Raw genomic sequence first — 18,761 nt, forward strand, 5'->3', positions numbered from 1 at the left:
TGGTGTACTCAACATGGAAATGAGCATGTGTTTACTCAACCAGGTCATCCACAACAGAATGCTTATGTAGAACGCTTCAACAGGACGGTTAGATATGAATGTTTGAATCAATATTTATTTCGAGAGCTTGAAGAAGTTGAAGACTATACAACGATATGGCAACACTTTTATAATCATGAACGACCACATATGTCAGTTAATGGTAAACCACCTAAATTTAAACAATGATAAGGACTTTGCCTTTCTACTTATTAAATCAATTAAAAATGGGAGTATTACCGGGCGTGTTGACACTTTGAGATTAAAAATAGTGAAGTAGTAAAATCAAATTGCCCATGAAAGTAGCACTTTGAATGATGCGAAGAATAAGGCTCTTAGATGAGTGCTAATTTATGTAAGATCCATTACATTAAAGGGTGACTGATTTATGTAGTCTGTATCTTATAAAACGTTTACCACTTATGATAATTTCTCTATCAATCACAAAGCCTAGTAAAAAAATTCCTTTCAACTTTGTCCTTGTTGGAGGTAATAGAATTGTGATTGACTCAAAACCCATTTCAGTAAAAGCTCTTTTAATAATTTCATTAAAAATTTGTTTACCTAATCCCCAATACTGAGGATGTAGTACTAAAGCTAAGTCTGCATCGCCGTCTTCATACTGCATACCGCCCCAACCAGCAAATTTCCCATCTACAATAAAAGCCCAAGGACCATAACCATATTCAATCCATTGCTGTTCTTTTTCTTTAACCCAAGCAATACATTTTTCTTCATCAAAAATAACCCCATTTGCTAAAGGCATCTGTTTGAGTACACGTTCATTTGTATTCAGCTCAATAATATCTTGGTTGCTAATATTTTTTAAACGATCAAACTTAATATTCAATTTATTTTCCTTTATTGAGAGTGTGGGTATATACATGAAAGCCCTTTAGAAAGCTTTTAAAACCAAACTATAATTAAATTTATGGAGAAGTATCAGAATTGACTTTCGCATGGCACCCCATCTCCATCACCGTCCATTTTTGTTCCTGAGCAATTATTTATAAAAAATACTGCTTCGTCATATGATTTCATCTCACTACAGTAAACACGTCCATCACAACGATATTGTGGAACTGAATTAGTTGCGGTAGATGAAATTTTTTCAACAGGAACAACAGCTTGTCTTTTTAAAGACTCTCTTTTATATATCCCTGATAAAAATGGAATTAAGACAGCTAGAAATACCAAGAATATAAATACACCAATAAAAAATTCAAGTAAATTGAGGCTCTTTTCCTGTGGTTTTCTCTTCTTATATTGCGACCGAATTTGGCGCTTACTATAACTTGGACTTTGTTTATCTTCGATCTTAAAATCTAAACGAATAATATTTTCAGCTTTTATTCTTCCGTTTTCACTCACAATTCGAAATTTTAATTTTTCTCCGATTCTTGGAGGGAATTGCTTATAAGGAAAATCACTGATATGAAAAAATAAATCTTTCTCATGATCTTCACGTTGGATGAAGCCATAACCTTTATTTTCATTGTAAACCTTAATTTGTCCCTCTTTAAACATATGATTCTGCAACATTGATTTTTAGGTAAATATGGTGAGCAAAGATATCATTTTTAAATGAAAAATTGAATGTCTGAGTTTATAATTGAAATAAAATAAGCCTCATATAAACTTTTAAATTCAACTATATCGAAAGTTTAATTAAGATAAGTACTGTTTTAATCAACACTTTTATACAACTTAATTAACCCTTTGATTTAAATGAAGAGTACCTAATTAGAGGAGCACTTTATATGTAAAGAGGTTTTTTACTTAGTAATTTAAGAAAATCAAACTATCTTACAGTGGCGTTTATTGCTTGATTTTATAAAAGCCAAGAAATATTATATCTGGCTAGATGCTTAAGCTAACTATTTTAATGAATTCTAAAATCTAAATTCTGTAAAACACTCATTATTTTCAATAGCTCAGCTTTTAGTATAAAGTTCGTTTTTTGAAGGGTGATATAAAAGATTTTATGTTAAATATGGTATTTCCTATCTCTATTAAAAATTTGAATTTAGAGATTGGGGTGAGGTTCGGTAATTTAAAATGACGTGGACAACTTTATTAGTTTTTATTCCAGCATGTTTTGCTTTAAATATGATCCCAGGCTCTAACAATATGTTATCAGTTTATAATGCTGTTTATTATGGGTTTAGCTCTTCCTTCGTCGGAGGAATCGGTCGTTTATTTGCATTCGTGATAATGATATTTTTAGCATCTGCAGGCTTGGCGACAATTATTACAACATCAAAGATCTTATTTCTTTTTATTAAAGTATTAGGTGCATTGTACTTAATATATTTAGCTATCCAATTGTGGCGTATTGAACCTGAAGAACAGGTTATACATGGTGAAAAATCTTTAGTGAAAAAGCCTAGTAAGCTTTCACTTATGCGACATGAGTTTATTGTTGCTGGTGGTAATCCAAAGGCAATTTTAATTTTTACAGCATTTTTACCTCAATTTGTATCTTCTAGTGAGCCTGTTGGTGAACAGTTTTTAATACTTGGAGTTGTTTTTATTATTTTAGAAATAGTAGCGATAAGTATTTATGCATTTTTAGGATTAAATCTCCAAAAGTTACTTTCAACCAGGACTGCAAAAAAAATGTTTAATAGAATTTGTAGTGGGATGCTTGGAATAGCAGGATTTGCACTTTTATTGAGTAAAAAAAATGCATAGCCGTCAAATCTTTTTTTAACAATATTGAATGAATAAGCTAAATGTAGCTTAGGATCTGTTGATATTTAGTATTGATAACTTAACCTACAAGAGCCATCAATATACAGGCGAATACAACAGAAATTTTATAGTTCCGTTTAAACTTCTCATATCGAGTGGCTATTCCTCTATATTGCTTTAATCTACAAACATATTTTTTACAAAGTGCTTGATTTTATATAAATACCAGTAGGTGATTGGACAACGCTTGATCTTGGTGCAACATATAAAACTAAACTGAGTCAAACTCCGACTACGTTTAACTTCCGTGTGAATAATGTGTTTGATAAAAATGATTGGTCATCTGTTGGCTTATATGACAACATCAAGAGTACGTCAAATACCAACAATGGATATTTGGTTGCAGGGCAACCTCGAACATTCATGCTAAGTGCTGCTTTTGATTTCTAATAGCAGTCATAAAGATGCCCCTTGATTGGGGCATTTTTATTGTGGTTTACAAAATTGCTTTTAGACGTTGTATCACTTGTTCACATTGTGCAATATCTGCAACCAGTGCCATACGGACATGACCTTCACCCGGATTACCTTGTGCAGTATCACGCGAGAGGTAGCGACCAGGTAAAACTTTAATATTGGCTTTTTCCATGAGCATCTTGGCAAAGTTTTCATCATGATCGACTTTTAACCAGTAATAAAAACCAGCGTCTGGTTTTTGTAAAGGTAAAAGATGACCTAATTCATTTTGAAACAACTCAAATTTTGCCCGATATAACTGACGGTTTTCTTCAACATGTGACTCATCGTTCCAAGCAACAATCGAAGCCAATTGATGTTGAACAGGCATCGCAGCGCCGTGATAAGTACGGAATTTTAAATAAGGTTTGAGTAATGCCGCATCGCCAGCCACAAAGCCTGAACGCATACCCGGTAAATTAGAACGCTTAGATAGCGAATGGAATACAATGCAGTTTTTATAATCATCGCGTCCTAACTCAGCACAAACTTCCAGTAAGCCAGTAGGTGCTTCATCAAACCACAACTCTGAATAACATTCATCAGAGGCAATCACAAAACCATATTGATCAGAAAGCGCAATCAGCTTTTTAAATTGCTCTTTTGAAAGGACTGCACCAGTAGGATTGCCAGGTGTGCAAACAAACAAGAGTGCGGTTTTTTCCCAAACTTCAGCAGGGACAGCATCGAAATCACCGAGATAACCATTTTCTTCGGTACAGTTGATAAAGTAGGGCTGAGCACCTGCTAAAAGTGTTGCACCTTCATAAATTTGATAAAACGGATTCGGCATCACCACATAAGGTGCATCATCACGATTAATTAATGCTTGGACAAAGGAAAAAATCCCTTCACGGGTGCCTGTTACAGGAATTACATGATCTTCAGCACTGATACTGTTGAGATGAAAGCGACGACTCAACCATTGAGCAATACTTTCACGTAGTTCAACTAAACCTTTACTATTGGGATAAGTTGAAAGATGCTGAAAATTATCAATGATCGCTTGCTTCACAAACTCAGGTGCAGGATGCTTCGGCTCACCAATAGAAAGTGGAATCAAAGGTAAATCTGCGGGTTTTACATCCTGAAAAAGTTGCGCTAACTTTTCAAATGGATACGGATGTAATAAAGACAAACTAGCGTTCATGAAACAATTACCACAATAGAATTAAAGATTAATGTTGCCCACAGATTTGATTTGATGCTTCATCCAGTGCCGCTTTTAATTTTGCGGTAAAGACTTCTGCTTCTGTTTCTGTAAGAGGAGTGCCATCTTTTTTAGTGACGAAGAAAATATCTTCTGCTTTTTCGCCAAGTGTAGCAATTCGAGCTGAATGGATATCTAAACCTTGCATCATAAATAAACCACCAACACGTGCAAGTAAACCGGGTTGGTCGAGAGTTGAAATTTCAACCATGTTTTGCTGTAACGCTTCATTGAGTGTTACATCAACCGTATTTTCAATATCAAAATGACGAAGTTGGCGTGGAATGCGACGCTGCATTAGACCAGGGTATTTATCTGATTCAGATAAGGCTTTAATTAAAGCCTGTTTGACCGTGTTTTCACGTTCTGGATCAGTTAATAAAGTGCCAAAACGATCTAGAACCACATAAGTATCCAAACTAAATGCTTTGGTTGCAGTGATAATACGCGCATCTTGGACATCAAGATTCATACGATCTAAAATAGCAACAGTGGTTGCAAACAAGTTAGGTTGATCTTGAGTGTAAATAAAGATCTGAACAGCATCCTGTGCTGCTTTTCGATGCGCACGCATGAGCACTAATGGTGCAGGGTTGTCGCCGTGCTGCAAAATGGCGCGGGTATGCCATGCAATTTCATCTGCTGATTCTTTGAGAAAGTACTCGTCTCCCAACTCTTGCCAAACTTTTTCCACTTGATCGAGTGGGAATTCATCCACCAATACTTCACTTGCTGAAAATTTAGTATCCTCAATCAGCATTTGGTAGTCCACTGGACGACCTAAGCCTGAACGAATCACATCACGCGCATGTGTATACAGTTGACGCATTAAAGAAGAGCGCCAAGTGTTCCAAAGTTTTGGATTGGTTGCATTGATATCGGCAACAGTCAGTGTGTATAGATAATCTAAATGCTCCATATCCCCGAGTTTCTCGGCAAACTCTTTAACTACATCGGGGTCAGAAATATCTTTTTTCTGTGCAGTCATCGACATCAATAAATGATTTTGGATCAGCCAAGCCACCAAATTACATTCACGCTCGGTAAATCCATGTGCCAAACAGAATTCAATCGCATCTTCAGCACCCAGTTCACTGTGGTCACCGCCACGTCCTTTGGCAATATCATGGAATATTGCAGCAAGGAAAACGATATCACGGCGGACTAAACGCTGAAAAACTGAACTTACAACAGGGTAATCTTTGGCAAACTCTGGCTCTTTAAAGCGATTTAAATTACGGATTAACAGTAACGTATGTGCATCGACGGTATAAATATGGAATAAATCATATTGCATTAGCCCCATAATTTGCCCAAATGCAGGAATATAATTGCCCAATACACCATAACGTTTCATCGCCACCATCGTTTCATATAAGCGATAGGGTGAGCGAATAATTGCCATGAACAATGCTTGATGATTTGGATTATCTCGGAAAGCTTGATCAATTCGTTTTGCGGCTAAAGTCAACAGACGTAAAGTACGTGCACGAATGCCTTCAATTTCAGGACGATTTGCCAAGATATAGAAAATTTCTAAAATAGCACTTGGATTTTCTGAGAATGTTTTATGTTGTTGGACCGCAAGTTTGCCATCCACCAGCTTGAAGTGTTCGTTAATATTTTCAATTTTACGCTCATAGTCTGGTAAGCGTGGTGTAATTACTGACTCATTGAAATATGCCAATAACATTTCATTTAACGTGGAAACCTGTTGAGCTGTCCGATAGTAACGTTTCATGAACTGTTCAATCGGATAGTTTGGATGATGGACATCCTCTCGTGTATAGCCAAATTTAGCCGCAATATCACGCTGATAATCAAACAATAAACGGTTTTCATCACGCTTGGTTAAACGGTGCAAGTGGTGGCGAATTTCCCATAGAAAATTTTCAGCCTCTTCAAGTACGCCTAACTCAAATTCAGAAATAAAACCTAAATGAACCAAATCGTAAATACGATTTACGCGAAAATGGCGTTTTGCAATCCACCCAATTTGATTGATGTCTCGAATACCACCTGGCGCATTTTTGATATCGGGTTCTAAGTTACTTTCTGTGTTGTTGTGCTGTGCATAGCGGTGCGCTTGTTCAGCCATTTTTGCATCAAAGAACGTTTTGTCAGTCCAAGTCTGAGAAACAACTCGACGTGGCCATCTTGCTAAATGCTGATTACCAATAATTAAGCGCGCTTCAATAAGAGAAGTGGCTACAGTCAGATCAGTCGTGGCTTGTTCAAAGCAACTGCGGATGGTACGTACACTGATACCTGGTTTGAAATTGCCCACATCCCATAATGTTGAAATAAACTGTGTGACGATCTGCTCTTGTTCAGGGGAAAGGTCTTCCTCCGACAAAATCATGATGTCTACATCAGAGTAGGGCAACATCTCACGTCGACCATAGCCGCCTACAGCAAACAAACCTAAATCTGTTTGATCTAAACCCGAATGTTTCCATAAAAACATCAGGGCTTCATCTACGACATTTGAACGAGCACGAACGATTTCACGTATGGTTGTTCCATGATCATAAGCCTCATTTAACTGTTGTTCGACATCACTACGCCATTGATTGATTGCTTTAATGTCGTTGTTGTCGCTTACATATTCCAACAGAGGAGAGGTGTTGATCATGGATATTTTGTCCGCAAATTTATAGGCTATTTGTTTAAATGAACAGTCACTTTTGATGCTGCTTCTTGTGCAAGTTCACGTGCTTGGTCTGTCGTTTCGGCACGGGCAGTTGCAACGCCCATACGACGACGTTTAAATCCTTCAGGTTTACCAAAAAGACGTAGATCTGTAGCAGGGTTTTGCAAAGCAAGATTTAAGCCAGAGAATGAAAGATTATTCGCATCGATACCTGCATAGATGACAGCACTTGCGGCAACACTATGGCGTTCGGTATTGACAGGCAAACCTAAAATAGCACGAGCATGCAATTCAAATTCACTTTGGAATTGAGATGCAAGTGTAACTAAACCAGTATCGTGTGGGCGAGGTGACACCTCACTAAACCATACTTTATCGCCTTTTACAAACAGTTCTACCCCAAAAATACCACAACCGCCTAAGGCTACAGTGACTTTATTGGCAATACGTTTTGCTTCATTTAAAGCGGCTTCAGTCATGATTTGAGGTTGCCAGCTTTCTACATAGTCTCCTGCATCTTGACGATGCCCAATCGGGTCGCAAAAGGAGGTCTCAATTTCGCCCGTTTCAGGGTTTTTCGCACGTACAGTAAGTAAAGTAATTTCAAAATCAAAGTCAATTTGAGATTCGACAATCACTGTGCCCTGGTTTACACGACCACCTGTTTGTGCATATTCCCAAGCAGCATCGACTTCAGCATATTCTTTTACTCGAGATTGTCCTTTACCAGAAGAAGACATCACTGGTTTTACAAAGTTTGGATAACCAATATCATCACAAGCAGAACGGAAACTTTCTAAAGTATTTGCAAAACGATAAGCAGAAGTAGGTAAGCCTAATTCTTCCGCTGCCAAACGTCGAATTCCTTCACGATTCATGGTCAGATTTACTGCTTGAGCAGAAGGAATGACAGTGGCAATATTTTGTTGTTCAATTTCCACCAAGACTTGTGTGGCAATCGCTTCAATTTCTGGAACAATCAGATGAGGCTTAACTCTTTCGATTAAAGCTTTAAGTTCATTTGCATCTGCCATATTTAAGGCATAAGAAAAATGAGCAACTTGCATGGCAGGTGCATTTTCGTAGCGGTCTGCCGCATGGACTTCTACACCAAGTCGTTGTAATGAAATCACCACTTCTTTACCCAGTTCACCTGAACCCAACAATAAAACTTTATACGCAGATGATTGAAGTGGGGTACCAATAGTCACGCTCATGCGATTCTTCCATGCTTGTCTTATGGATTGTTAGCATAGCAGAAGTCAGGCATCTGTTCAGGGTTGATTCACATAAAATAATGATATTGTCTAACAGATTTTTTTATATAAGTTAAGCCGCTACTTTTTTAAGTGTTCCAATGCTTTGCATAAAAAAATAAATGGCTAAATTGATTTTTTAAATTTTTTCCTTTTTTGAATAAAAAGTATCAATGCAATGATACAAATGAGAATTTCAACAAAAAAAGACCAATGAAAAATAAAGTTGAGCCACCACGGTTGATAACGTGCGCTAACTTCAAAGAAGACGTAGGGCTGGTCAATAAAAGGGGCAAATAGCCAAACATCACCGACAAAAGTATCTAAGAAAATATGCAATAGTGCGGCAGATGCAAAAAGGCTGAACATCCATGCGATTTTAGAGTTGTATTTTGTTTTCACTAAATAAATTAAAGCAATAACAAAAATTGGAATCCAAAAAGAAAACCAATGTAAAAAATATTTGTGGTGATGCACAGAACGGTGGTCAAACAAATAAAAATAAAATAGATCTATATCTGGGAAGATAGCGCCAAGCATAATGATGCTAAAGAATGCTTTGTGGCTGATTTTAGTTTGTTTGAATTTTTGATGAAGAACTCGGGCAAGAATATAACCCGAAGGTAAGTGTGCAATGAACATAATAGAAATCTTGCGAAATAAGCTTTAGGATGATTTTTTAAATGTGGTTAAGTTTTATCAATCATGAAACATTTAGCATAACATAGAAATGATATGTAAAAAGATCAAGTTTGCAATGCCACGCTTAACATCTTAAGTTTAAATTATTTGTTTTACTGAGGCGATGCTTCACTTTGCTCACCTCATTTTTTAACCGTATTCTTACACTGAAAACAACGTAGTGCCTTGTTTTTTTTCATATCCTCCATTCGACAATCGCAACATCCATCTCGTGTTACCGTAGAAAGACCACATTTATATTTTATCAATATTTAAAAGTATTGAATGCTCATTTTTTGACTACAGCAGGAAGCCTAATGTGTTTTTATAATGTGCTTTAAACAATGTGATCAAAATTAAGAATGCCCAAATTGTTGGTCAAAAAGATTCTTTATTTTAAAAACACCTTACCATTCAATGAAATGATTTCATCATTTAAATGGTGATTTTTGAAGAAGGTTTAGCATGATGAATGTTAAACATAGGTATAGACCAAACCATAGGCGAGTGCTGCAATAAGCGTCGCTAAAACGATTCGTTTAAATTTAAAGTACAACCCTGTCAGTACAACAAAACCGACGAACATCGCAAAACTCTTATTGGGCGTTTCAATTAACGGGGGAAGAGTAGCAACAATCAACATTGAGCTGATCGCTGCAATACCAATACTGCCCAATGCTATTTTTAGCCATGTTGAGCCACGTGACTGTTGATGTTGCTGGCTTTTTTGCAATAAATAAAAGGGACCAAAGCGAGAGGCAAAGTTTGCAATACCTACCAAAATACCGACCAGAATAATATGTAAGTCCATGTTAAATACTCACTTCATCTTTTTGTTTTAAAATGTAATATTTAAATAATCCCGCCAAAATACCTGATGCAATACCGATAAAAATTGCTGCTGACATATTGATAAAATAACACGCCATAGCCGAAACGACTAAAGAGACAATAACCACAAAAGTATGCTTTCTTTCAAAAGCGGCCAATAAAAAGCTCAAGAACAAAGCAGGAAGTAGGAAGTCTAATGCCGCTTGTAAGAACTGAGGCAAATGCGTGACTTGATCAGCAAATAATCCACCTAAAAATGAACCAAGTGCCCATGACATCCAGCTAAATAGGCTGAGTCCTAACATCCATGATTCTGACCACTCTTGACGACGTTGCGACAGTTTGATCATGCCTGCGGCAAATACTTCATCCGTTAGTCCCCAAGCCCAAACTGCGGTCTTTTTTAAGTTTAAACGATCTTGAATGAGGTTTTGTAAGGCTGGACCATAAAGCACATGACGAATATCTAAGGCAATTACGGTGAGTGCGGTCATCCATATGGATGTACCACTCCCTAATAATGCCACCACCAGAAACTGACTTGCACCAGCATACATGGAGCATGACAAAAAGAGTGCTTCCCACGCACTAAACCCGAATTGAGTTGCCGATACGCCAAAGGCAAAAGAAACAGGAAGGTAGGTAAAAATAATGGCTTGGCTATCTTTCGCGCCTTGCCAAAAGCCAGCGATTTGGACTGGAGGATTGTGCTCGGACACAGGACACCTAAAAACCAGAGTAAAACAAAAGGTAAAATCAAGATTGAGTATTCTACCTGAATTTACTAGCATAGGAGTGAAATGTTTATTTAGGCGTGACTTTATGTTCGCAAATCAGTCGAAATTATTATTGAGTATGACCTTGATTTTAGGTGTTTTAGGTTTACAAGCATGTGGTAATTCATCTTCTGAACCTCAGCAAAAGGTCGAAATCAAAGCTGCGCCAAAACTTACCAATGACGCAACCACATATGCTCATGCAGCTTGGGCGTTAATTAACCAAGTTGAACCTTATGTTTATCGAAAACAATTAAATCTAATAGAAGACAATGTGCGAAAACCGATTCGTAAGTTGAGTACGGATTGGCGAATCAATGTCAAAATGACTGACTCTGTGACTGAAGGAAAATATGCTTTATGTCGTAAAGCCATGACGAGCTTAGACAATTGGGCGCGTTCGACGCTTGAGAAAGATGGTGAAATGCAGAAAAATCAGGCGCAATATGAGCGTGATAAAGCACAGTGTAAAGATGCAATTGATAACCCTAGTTTAGGAAATACCAAAGCGAATAATAATATTTTCTAATCAAGTATGTAAAAATGGCGCAGATGAAGCGCCATTTTTATGGTTTAACTTGATTGTGTTGCGACAATCAAGGTTTTAAAGGATTGGTTGACGCTGTTTTAACCGCTTTGTCTTTAGTCATTGCCGCTTTTGCAGCTGTATCAGCTTTTGCCTTCGCTGCTGCATCAGTCTTCACTTTTGTAGCAGTTTCTGCTTTTGCCTTGGTTGCAGCAGTTTCAGTTTTTACCGCAGCTTTGGCATCTTTTGGTTTTGCTTCAACTGCTTTGGTGGTATCTGCTTTTGCTTTCGTTGCAGTAGTCGATGCTTTAGATGCTGTTTGCGCCGCAGGATTGGCAGCTACACATTTTCCGCCTTTATGATTCGGACCAGTCCCACCGACTAATGTTGTACCTTTAGGACATGCAAAAGCAGAAGCACTAAGCACTGTGAATAGACCCGCCGTGAGAAGAGTTGTGATTTTTTTCATTTATTTCAACTTTTATTGAGATGGCATTAGCGCCTGAATAAAATATAAATCTATTTTTTCATAAGTAGAATACACAAATTGTATATTTTATTTATAAAATGATTATATATTCCAGCTATTTAAGCTTGTTTTAATCTTAACTGAAAAATACCGCGCAGTTATTTTAATGTGAAGATTCATTGATTGAATGGGCAATAGCGTGTAACTGATTGATATCTAAAATTTCTATTTTTTTAAAAGCAATTTTTAGAATACCTTGTTGTTCCAGTAAGTGTAATTCTTGATTGATGGTTTGTCTTGAACATTTCAACATGAGAGCCAATTGATCTTGAGACAAATGAATGGTGTTCTTTTCAATGTATGCATGGTTTCCATAACCATTCAAAATAAACATTAAGCGTTGCGCCAAACGCTGTTGTATATGCTGTGTTTGAATCGAAATCAGTTCTAAGAAAGCAAAACGAAGTTTTTGACTGGTGAGTTGCGCGATATGGAACCAGTATTGGGGATGTTGAGCTAGAAAGTCGTTCATAATCAAGCTAGGGATATGCAAAATCACACATTTACCAACAGCAATTGCATCATGCGAACGTGGCTGCTGGTCTACTAAAGATATTTCTCCAAACCACATGATTGGTTCTACGATTGCAGCAACTGATTCATTGCCTTCAATATCGATATAACCTAAGCGCACCCGACCATCTAAAACAGCATAAATACCATTAAACGTATCACCAGATCTAAAAATTGCCTGATCTCGTTCAAATGTTTGATAATTTGAATGTTGTTGGATAAATTGCTGGAATGGTGCAGGTAATTGAGCGTACCAGATATTTTTATTTAATAATTCAAGATCTGTTAAGTTCAGCACAAAAGTTCCTTTTTTTATTCTGCTACGCGTTTATATGATATTTCAGTTGTATCACACCATATTGGACCAATCATCACAGTTTTAGTGATCAAGTCAGTCATATCGTGCATCATGGTCATTGCTATGACTCAATCACATGATTTTGCATATATCAGCATCGTAAAAATTCCAATCCATTTGCTCTGTTCTAGATGGAGATATTAAATCGCAACGCTTACGCATCGTTGTTTTGCCATCATACTAAAAAATATTCATTTGTCAGCTAGCCGACAACTTTTATTTGCAAGATTTTATATAGTGGATAAAAGTAATAAACAAGGACGCTGAAAATGACTCGATTAGAACAATTGCTTAGCCAATACGCAGCCTATCATTTGGATCAAAAAAATGTGTTAACTCATTTTATTGGTATTCCAATGATCGTATTTTCCATCATGTGTTTAACTGCAAGAGCAGGTGTGATGTTATCTGGTTTTGAAATCACATTGGCTTTAGTGCTGTTGATCTTAAGTGTGATCTATTATTTAAGGCTAGATAAGTCTTTGGGCTTTTTGATGTTACTGATTTACGCGATTGCCTATCCATTTGCCTATAAAATTGCTCAATTGAATATGAGTACATGGCTTGCGATTAGTATTGGTAGCTTTGTGGTGGGATGGGTGTTCCAGTTCATCGGGCATTTTTATGAAAAGAAAAAACCAGCTTTTGTGGATGATCTTGTAGGTTTAGCGATTGGTCCATTATTTGTACTTGCTGAATTTGTGTTTTTGCTTGGTTTTCGTAAAGACCTGCAAACCAAAATGTTGGCAGAAGCGAGAAAACAACGGAGTGCAATGGATCAAAAATCATTACAGACACTTCATGCAAAATAAACTCAGCATGTGAGTTAAATCAACCCTCTTTGAGTGAGTGATTCACTGAAAGAGGGAAGTAGATAAATTTTTATACAAGATAATCTTTGATTAAGATCACCAAACCAAAAAAAAGTATGGCGCAGCCAATATAGAATTTTATTTTTTTAATTACTGAATTATGAGGCATTGGCATGAGCATTGGATCTATATAATATTTCATTTAATCGCTTCTAAATAACGACGATTCACTTCTTCCCAATTGACGACATTGAAAAATGCTGCAATATATTCAGGACGCCGATTCTGGTATTTTAAATAGTAGGCATGCTCCCACACATCAAGCCCTAACACTGGAATATTGCCATTCATCAGTGGAGAGTCTTGGTTCGCACTGCTTTCAACAATCACTTTTTTTTCAGGCGTGACGCTTAACCATGCCCAACCACTACCAAATCGTGTTAACGCTGCTTTGGTAAATGCTTCTTTGAATTTTTCAAAACCACCAATATCTTTTTCAATCGCCTCAGCAATTTCTTTGATCGGTTCACCACCACCTTGTGGGCTCATCACTGTCCAGAATAATGAATGATTGGCATGACCACCTGCATTATTAATGACATTGTTTTTTAACTCAGCAGGAACTTCATTTACTTTTGAAACCAATACTTCAACAGATAACTTTTCCCATTCTGTGCCTTCGATCGCTGCATTAATATTATTGATATAGGTTTGATGATGCTTGGTATGGTGGATTTCCATTGTTTGAGTATCAATATTGGGTTCAAGTGCATCATAAGCGTAAGGCAGTTGTGGAAGAGAGTAAGCCATGAAACAATCCTGTTTAGTTAAATATAATGCGAATGTTAATAATTATCATTATTATATAGGATTTAAAAAAGTGCAACCAGCAATACTCGATTATTGCGGGCTTATTTTCAAAATACGAACAAAGCAATAGGCGAAAAATTCAAAAAGTGGAATGGGGAGTTATAATCATGAAAAGTGTGAAAGTTGCTACAAGTTTAAAATTTTTTTAAATAAAAGGCTTTTATTGTTAAGTAAATATTGATAAAAGAGTGGTTAAATCCATATTGTAACGATAGTAGAGATGGCTAAAAAGTATAAACTTTATCCAATAAAAACCATTAAAGATTGGGAAAATGAAGATTGGGATGTGTATGAAGAGCGGAAGTCTATTTCTGGTATTATGATTTACCGAGGCTGGCCATACTCGTTGACACCTAGAGATGGCATTGGGGGTGTGTTATCACATATTCTAACCCCTGAAATTGCAGAATTTCTTAAAGTACATTCGATTACGGAGAGTGAACAGCAACTTGGTTTAAATAACGGTATTGTTGCTAAATTCAGAAGAAGGCTTGGTATTCAAAATAAGTTTATTTATCGAAATGATCAATGGATCCTTGAGCATAAAGATGAGCTTTTATATGACAGTCATCAAACACTCAAAGAGAAGTATGGTTTAAATCGGAATCAAGTTTACCAACATAAAGAATGGTTGTCAGAGTTAATTGATATACCTAAAAACAAAAAAATGAGAAAAACTTCAGCAGATGATCTGCTAGAACAATGGTTCCAAAAGCATAAAGCGCAAATGACAGAAATGGATATAGAAGAGATAACTTTAAAGTTTAATGTTAGTCCTTTTATCGCAACAAAAACCTATAATCGTATTCGTCAAGAACTTGGAGAGTTAACTTTTTCAGCACAATTTCAGCAAAACAAGCAGGATAAATATCAATGGTTGTTAGATCACCAAGACGAATTATTAAATTCGGGCAAAACAGTTGCAGAACTGGCTGAGCAATTTCAAAAGACCAATGGGCAAATTTTAAGAGCGAAAGCCAGACTAAGAGAAATTTTAAAAATACAAAAAGTACAAGATCAAAATCGCGAATGGTTGCTGGCAAATCAAGAGATTTTATTTCATTCAAAACTAAGCAAAGAAGAAACTGCAAAAAGATTAAGCATCGAAACTAGTCAGGTTTATAGAAGAAGAGGAAAGCTGAAAAAACTGCTCAATATCCCACATCATAACGATCTAGTTCAGGCTTGGCGTTTAGAGAATCAAGAGGTATTACTTTCTTTGCATTTGTCGATTTCTGAAATTGCTAAAATACTGAATCGGAAAGAAGGATATATTGTCAGAAATAGAGAGATTCTTCGAAAATGTCTCAATATTTCACTCAAGGATCAAATAAAAGCATGGGTGCTAGAGCACCAAAATGATTTAGAAAATTTAACGGTGGATCAACTTCAAAAAAAATATGGCATTGGGAAACATAGAATTCAAAAGTATCGAAAACTTTTAATCGAACTAAAATAAAATGAGAGACAATTAGGGGCTTAGTCAAACAACGCTAGGGCTTGTACCACAAATGATTTCCAATTTTTGATAGATCGTTTGTGGCTGCAAAGCAGCGAACACTATGTACTTAATTATGATAATTAAGTACATATGTTTAAAACATAAAATCTTGTTTTTGTAGTTTTTTTATTATTTAAATCAATAGTTTAAAAGGGTGTGTTTGTGCACCAACAACGATAATCAATAATAACTATCACTATTATTTGAGTGAATTTAAATTTTGTGTTAAGTTTTTCTACATTAAAAATAAGGTCATAATAATGTTGAATAATATTTTTACTATTCTAGATAAAATGGGATATGGGACACAAAAACGCGCAATTAGTGTTCAATTTTCAAACTTGGAACTCAGTGCACAAGTGATGTTACAACGTATTGATGGTTATCACGCCATCAATGAAGGATTGTCAGCAGAACTGATTTGCCTGTCTCTCAATCCATTTATTGAACTTAAAGCGTTTATCGGTTGCAAAGTCTCTGTAGATCAAGTCACAGATTCAGGCAAGCTATTTAGAACCACAGGAATGATTACAGGCGCCTCACAAGGTCAGAGTGATGGGGCTTTTACGCTTTATCGCTTGACCCTGCAAGACGCAACAAGCTTATGGCATAAGCGTCAAAATAGTCGGGTGTTTTTAGATAAAAGTGTTCCTGAAATTTGTGAAATAATTTTCAATGAATGGAGAGCCAAAAGCGCTTTATTTGCATCCAGTTTAAAACTGGACCTGAGTGGTCTCAGCAAGAGCTATGATGTACGACCGTTTTCTATGCAACTTAACGAATCTGATCACACATATTTGACTCGGATTTTACGTGAGGAATCAATCAATTGGCTGATTGATGAATCTGATTTTATTGCTTTAAACAACAATCAAAGTATTGAACCACAAAAACTTAGATTAATTGATCACAATGATCAGTTTAAGGCACTTGAACGTCGCAACATTCGCTATCATCGATCAAATGCGACTGAAGCTTATGACAGTATCACCAGTTTGATTGCTGAACGCAATTTACAGTCAACAGCAATCCATGTACAACGTTGGCAAGCAGACAGTTCAGTGCAGGAAGATGGCAGTGGTTCTATTCTGAGTGCACATAAACACAGTGCAAATAGAGACAATGAAAGTTTAAGTTTAGAACAAGCGTGGAGTATATCTCCTGCTTGGATTCGTGATCTTAAAGGTGAAGATCAAGCCACAACATCAGGCAATCATCAACTAGAGAAGTTGAGTACCCAACTAAATCAATACCAAGCTTTGCAAGCCAAATATTTTAAGGCACAGAGTAGTGTACGTGATATACAGGTCGGCTATTGGTTTAAGTTAACAGGTCATCCAGAGCTGGATAGAAATCATAGCGAAAACAATGAGATGTTGATATTAAGTAAGCATTTTTATAATCAGAACAATTTTCCCAAAGACATTCAAGATCAAATTGAAAAACTCCTCGCCCTGAGTCATTGGCAAACGACTAAAGACCGTCAACAAGAGCGTCAAGGCAACGAATTAACTTTGGTACGACGGCATGTAAGTGTTGTACCTGAATATCATCCATTAACACATCGCCCCACTGCATATGTTCTACGTGCCATTGTGGTGGGGGATGGTGAAGAAATCTATGTCGATGAATGGGGACGAATAAAAATTCGTTTCTTGTTTACCCGAACAGAAGACCATGCCCATGATGGCGGTGCAGGAGCTAATGATAATGACACGGACTCTGCATGGGTGGATGTGCTTACCCCTTGGGCGGGTGAGGGTTATGGCGCAAGATTTCTCCCGCGTGTCGGAGAGATTGTCGCGGTAGATTTCTTTGAGGGAAACCTTGATCGACCGTTTATTACTGGACGGATTCATGAAGGACATCGAAATCCAACCCAGTTCGATATTAAAGGCAAACTACCTGACACCAAAAAGCTCAGTGGTATCCGCTCAAAAGAGGTCGCTGGGGAGGGCTTTGGGCAACTCAGGTTTGATGATACGACTACACAAATAAGCACACAATTACAATCGAGTCATGGCGCGAGTCAACTGAATTTAGGCAATTTAAGTCACCCTAAAGAAAGCGCAGAGAGTGAAGGTCGAGGAGAGGGTTTTGAGTTAAGGACTGATCAGTGGGGGGCGATTAGAGCAGCTCAAGGTATATTGCTCACATCTGAATCATCTCATCAAGCACAAGGTGCTCAATTGTCACGCACTAAACTATTGGAAAATATAAAGTATCATGTCGATAGTAATCAATATTTTAAAGAACTTGCAACAGCACATCAAGTCGATGAGCCAGATTTAGCGTCACAACAATCTCTAAATGATAAGCTCGAAACATGGGATGAAAGTCAGGATGCTCTGCTAACTTTACACAGTCAATCAGGAATGCTTTTAGACAGTAAAGCCAATATGCATCTTGAATCAAAAGATAATATTGATATCAGTACACCTCGAAATTTGCAATTTTTTACGGGGAAAAGCTGGATTGCCCAAGCCTTAGATAAAATCACGATTTTTGCAAAACATTCAGGTATTAAAATTAAATCAGGCGAAGGTGATATAGATGTCTCTGCGCAAAAAGGCAAAATGACTTTATCCTCAAAACAACAAATGCAAATTTATTCACTCAATGATTTTGTCAGGGTGGAAAGTGGTAAAGGCATATTGATTACTACAGGTGGTGCTTATATCAAAATGCAAGATGGAAATATTGAAATTACCTGCCCGGGATTACTTGAGTTTAAAGCAGGTCAGATTAAGACCAATAGTGGTGCAACACTTTCTATGCAGCTCCCTGCAATGCCTGAATTAAAAGCACAGTATGATGAACATTTTATTTTGCATTATCCTGATGGTGAACCTGCGAAAAATTTAAAATATAAAATTACTACTGAAAATGGTCAAATATTTCAAGGTACTTCAGATGAAAATGGAAAAACAAAAATGTACAACTCGGATTCAATGAAAAATTTAAAAATTGAAATATTTACAGAACAATGAGATTTC

The 18,761-nt window shown here is 36.8% G+C and carries 17 protein-coding genes and 2 pseudogenes; 7 read left to right on the plus strand and 12 right to left on the minus strand.

Going from position 1 to position 18,761, the window contains the following annotated elements; translation table 11 throughout:
* The coding region (locus AAV97_RS03330; RefSeq protein ID WP_046759805.1) for an integrase core domain-containing protein at window positions 1-228 on the plus strand (228 nt) is incomplete at its 5' end.
* 181 nt (window positions 229-409) lie between these two features.
* On the opposite strand, the gene AAV97_RS03335 is transcribed toward AAV97_RS03330, so the two are convergent.
* The gene (locus AAV97_RS03335; RefSeq protein ID WP_004831073.1) at window positions 410-889 is read right to left on the minus strand and encodes a GNAT family N-acetyltransferase; all 480 of its coding nucleotides are present in this window, start codon (window positions 887-889) and stop codon (window positions 410-412) included.
* 92 nt (window positions 890-981) lie between these two features.
* Complete coding sequence (locus tag AAV97_RS03340; RefSeq protein ID WP_200026472.1) at window positions 982-1,566, minus strand: cold shock domain-containing protein; 585 nt, start codon at window positions 1,564-1,566, stop codon at window positions 982-984.
* A 531-nt stretch (window positions 1,567-2,097) separates the two neighbouring features.
* Between AAV97_RS03340 and AAV97_RS03345 the strand changes: the two genes are divergently transcribed.
* Complete coding sequence (locus tag AAV97_RS03345) at window positions 2,098-2,733, plus strand: LysE family translocator (RefSeq protein WP_046759807.1); 636 nt, start codon at window positions 2,098-2,100, stop codon at window positions 2,731-2,733.
* Between the two features lie 79 nt (window positions 2,734-2,812).
* On the opposite strand, the pseudogene AAV97_RS20805 reads toward AAV97_RS03345, so the two are convergent.
* A pseudogene (locus AAV97_RS20805) lies at window positions 2,813-2,961 on the minus strand (IS5/IS1182 family transposase); the annotation flags it as partial.
* Between AAV97_RS20805 and AAV97_RS21095 the strand changes: the two are divergent.
* A pseudogene (locus AAV97_RS21095) lies at window positions 2,956-3,183 on the plus strand (TonB-dependent siderophore receptor); the annotation flags it as partial. The pseudogenes AAV97_RS20805 and AAV97_RS21095 overlap by 6 nt on opposite strands.
* Window positions 3,184-3,229: 46 nt before the next feature.
* Here AAV97_RS21095 and dapC read toward each other — a convergent pair.
* The 6 genes from dapC to AAV97_RS03375 form a co-directional block, all read right to left on the minus strand.
* Window positions 3,230-4,399 (minus strand): succinyldiaminopimelate transaminase, encoded by a 1,170-nt coding sequence (dapC, locus tag AAV97_RS03350; RefSeq protein WP_009586548.1) that lies wholly within the window; start codon window positions 4,397-4,399, stop codon window positions 3,230-3,232.
* A gap of 28 nt (window positions 4,400-4,427) precedes the next feature.
* Window positions 4,428-7,094 carry a [protein-PII] uridylyltransferase gene (glnD, locus tag AAV97_RS03355; RefSeq protein ID WP_046759808.1) on the minus strand — a complete coding sequence of 889 codons (2,667 nt, stop codon included), beginning with the start codon at window positions 7,092-7,094 and terminating at the stop codon, window positions 4,428-4,430.
* Window positions 7,095-7,120: 26 nt separating this feature from the next.
* On the minus strand, window positions 7,121-8,329 hold the full coding sequence (gene purT / locus AAV97_RS03360; RefSeq protein WP_046759809.1) for a formate-dependent phosphoribosylglycinamide formyltransferase: 1,209 nt from the start codon (window positions 8,327-8,329) through the stop codon (window positions 7,121-7,123).
* Between the two features lie 165 nt (window positions 8,330-8,494).
* Window positions 8,495-9,010 carry a metal-dependent hydrolase gene (locus tag AAV97_RS03365; RefSeq protein ID WP_046759810.1) on the minus strand — a complete coding sequence of 172 codons (516 nt, stop codon included), beginning with the start codon at window positions 9,008-9,010 and terminating at the stop codon, window positions 8,495-8,497.
* Window positions 9,011-9,524: 514 nt separating this feature from the next.
* Entirely contained in the window at window positions 9,525-9,860 is a 336-nt protein-coding gene (gene ygaH / locus AAV97_RS03370) for an L-valine transporter subunit YgaH (RefSeq protein WP_004831065.1), read from the minus strand.
* 1 nt (window position 9,861) lies between these two features.
* Window positions 9,862-10,599: an AzlC family ABC transporter permease gene (locus AAV97_RS03375; RefSeq protein ID WP_004831064.1), complete on the minus strand. Its 738-nt coding sequence runs from the start codon at window positions 10,597-10,599 to the stop codon at window positions 9,862-9,864.
* A 103-nt stretch (window positions 10,600-10,702) separates the two neighbouring features.
* Between AAV97_RS03375 and AAV97_RS03380 the strand changes: the two genes are divergently transcribed.
* Window positions 10,703-11,185, plus strand: a complete 483-nt coding sequence (locus AAV97_RS03380) for a hypothetical protein (protein WP_004831063.1) — start codon at window positions 10,703-10,705, stop codon at window positions 11,183-11,185.
* 67 nt (window positions 11,186-11,252) lie between these two features.
* Here AAV97_RS03380 and AAV97_RS03385 read toward each other — a convergent pair whose 3' ends face one another.
* Together AAV97_RS03385 and AAV97_RS03390 are read right to left on the minus strand one after the other, a co-directional pair.
* Window positions 11,253-11,651 carry a hypothetical protein gene (locus AAV97_RS03385; protein WP_046759811.1) on the minus strand — a complete coding sequence of 133 codons (399 nt, stop codon included), beginning with the start codon at window positions 11,649-11,651 and terminating at the stop codon, window positions 11,253-11,255.
* A gap of 163 nt (window positions 11,652-11,814) precedes the next feature.
* Window positions 11,815-12,522, minus strand: a complete 708-nt coding sequence (locus AAV97_RS03390; protein WP_046759812.1) for a Crp/Fnr family transcriptional regulator — start codon at window positions 12,520-12,522, stop codon at window positions 11,815-11,817.
* A 329-nt stretch (window positions 12,523-12,851) separates the two neighbouring features.
* On the opposite strand from AAV97_RS03390, the gene AAV97_RS03395 reads away from it, so the two are divergent.
* Window positions 12,852-13,394: a DUF962 domain-containing protein gene (locus AAV97_RS03395; protein WP_046759813.1), complete on the plus strand. Its 543-nt coding sequence runs from the start codon at window positions 12,852-12,854 to the stop codon at window positions 13,392-13,394.
* A gap of 198 nt (window positions 13,395-13,592) precedes the next feature.
* On the opposite strand, the gene AAV97_RS03400 is transcribed toward AAV97_RS03395, so the two are convergent.
* Entirely contained in the window at window positions 13,593-14,204 is a 612-nt protein-coding gene (locus AAV97_RS03400; protein ID WP_046759814.1) for a superoxide dismutase, read from the minus strand.
* Between the two features lie 280 nt (window positions 14,205-14,484).
* Here AAV97_RS03400 and AAV97_RS03405 point away from each other — a divergent pair, with 280 nt between their 5' ends.
* Together AAV97_RS03405 and AAV97_RS03410 are read left to right on the plus strand one after the other, a co-directional pair.
* Window positions 14,485-15,723, plus strand: coding sequence for a hypothetical protein (locus AAV97_RS03405; RefSeq protein ID WP_046759815.1), 1,239 nt, complete (start codon window positions 14,485-14,487; stop codon window positions 15,721-15,723).
* Window positions 15,724-16,025: 302 nt separating this feature from the next.
* Window positions 16,026-18,755, plus strand: coding sequence for a type VI secretion system Vgr family protein (locus AAV97_RS03410; RefSeq protein WP_046759816.1), 2,730 nt, complete (start codon window positions 16,026-16,028; stop codon window positions 18,753-18,755).
* Window positions 18,756-18,761: the final 6 nt, after the last annotated feature.

Origin of the sequence: Acinetobacter sp. Ag2 (genome assembly GCF_001005515.1) — a bacterium.
Lineage (GTDB): Bacteria > Pseudomonadota > Gammaproteobacteria > Pseudomonadales > Moraxellaceae > Acinetobacter > Acinetobacter bereziniae.

Excerpts from the sequence above, each read along its gene's own strand:
- AAV97_RS03400 (WP_046759814.1), bottom strand. The coding sequence starts at position 14,204 with ATGGCTTACTCTCTTCCACAACTGCCTTACGCTTATGATGCACTTGAA.
- AAV97_RS03365 (WP_046759810.1), bottom strand. The coding sequence starts at position 9,010 with ATGTTCATTGCACACTTACCTTCGGGTTATATTCTTGCCCGAGTTCTT.
- AAV97_RS03395 (WP_046759813.1), top strand. The coding sequence starts at position 12,852 with ATGACTCGATTAGAACAATTGCTTAGCCAATACGCAGCCTATCATTTG.
- purT (WP_046759809.1), bottom strand. The coding sequence starts at position 8,329 with ATGAGCGTGACTATTGGTACCCCACTTCAATCATCTGCGTATAAAGTT.
- glnD (WP_046759808.1), bottom strand. The coding sequence starts at position 7,094 with ATGATCAACACCTCTCCTCTGTTGGAATATGTAAGCGACAACAACGAC.
- ygaH (WP_004831065.1), bottom strand. The coding sequence starts at position 9,860 with ATGGACTTACATATTATTCTGGTCGGTATTTTGGTAGGTATTGCAAAC.
- AAV97_RS03345 (WP_046759807.1), top strand. The coding sequence starts at position 2,098 with ATGACGTGGACAACTTTATTAGTTTTTATTCCAGCATGTTTTGCTTTA.
- AAV97_RS03410 (WP_046759816.1), top strand. The coding sequence starts at position 16,026 with ATGTTGAATAATATTTTTACTATTCTAGATAAAATGGGATATGGGACA.
- dapC (WP_009586548.1), bottom strand. The coding sequence starts at position 4,399 with ATGAACGCTAGTTTGTCTTTATTACATCCGTATCCATTTGAAAAGTTA.
- AAV97_RS03405 (WP_046759815.1), top strand. The coding sequence starts at position 14,485 with ATGGCTAAAAAGTATAAACTTTATCCAATAAAAACCATTAAAGATTGG.
- AAV97_RS03385 (WP_046759811.1), bottom strand. The coding sequence starts at position 11,651 with ATGAAAAAAATCACAACTCTTCTCACGGCGGGTCTATTCACAGTGCTT.
- AAV97_RS03340 (WP_200026472.1), bottom strand. The coding sequence starts at position 1,566 with ATGTTTAAAGAGGGACAAATTAAGGTTTACAATGAAAATAAAGGTTAT.
- AAV97_RS03380 (WP_004831063.1), top strand. The coding sequence starts at position 10,703 with ATGTTCGCAAATCAGTCGAAATTATTATTGAGTATGACCTTGATTTTA.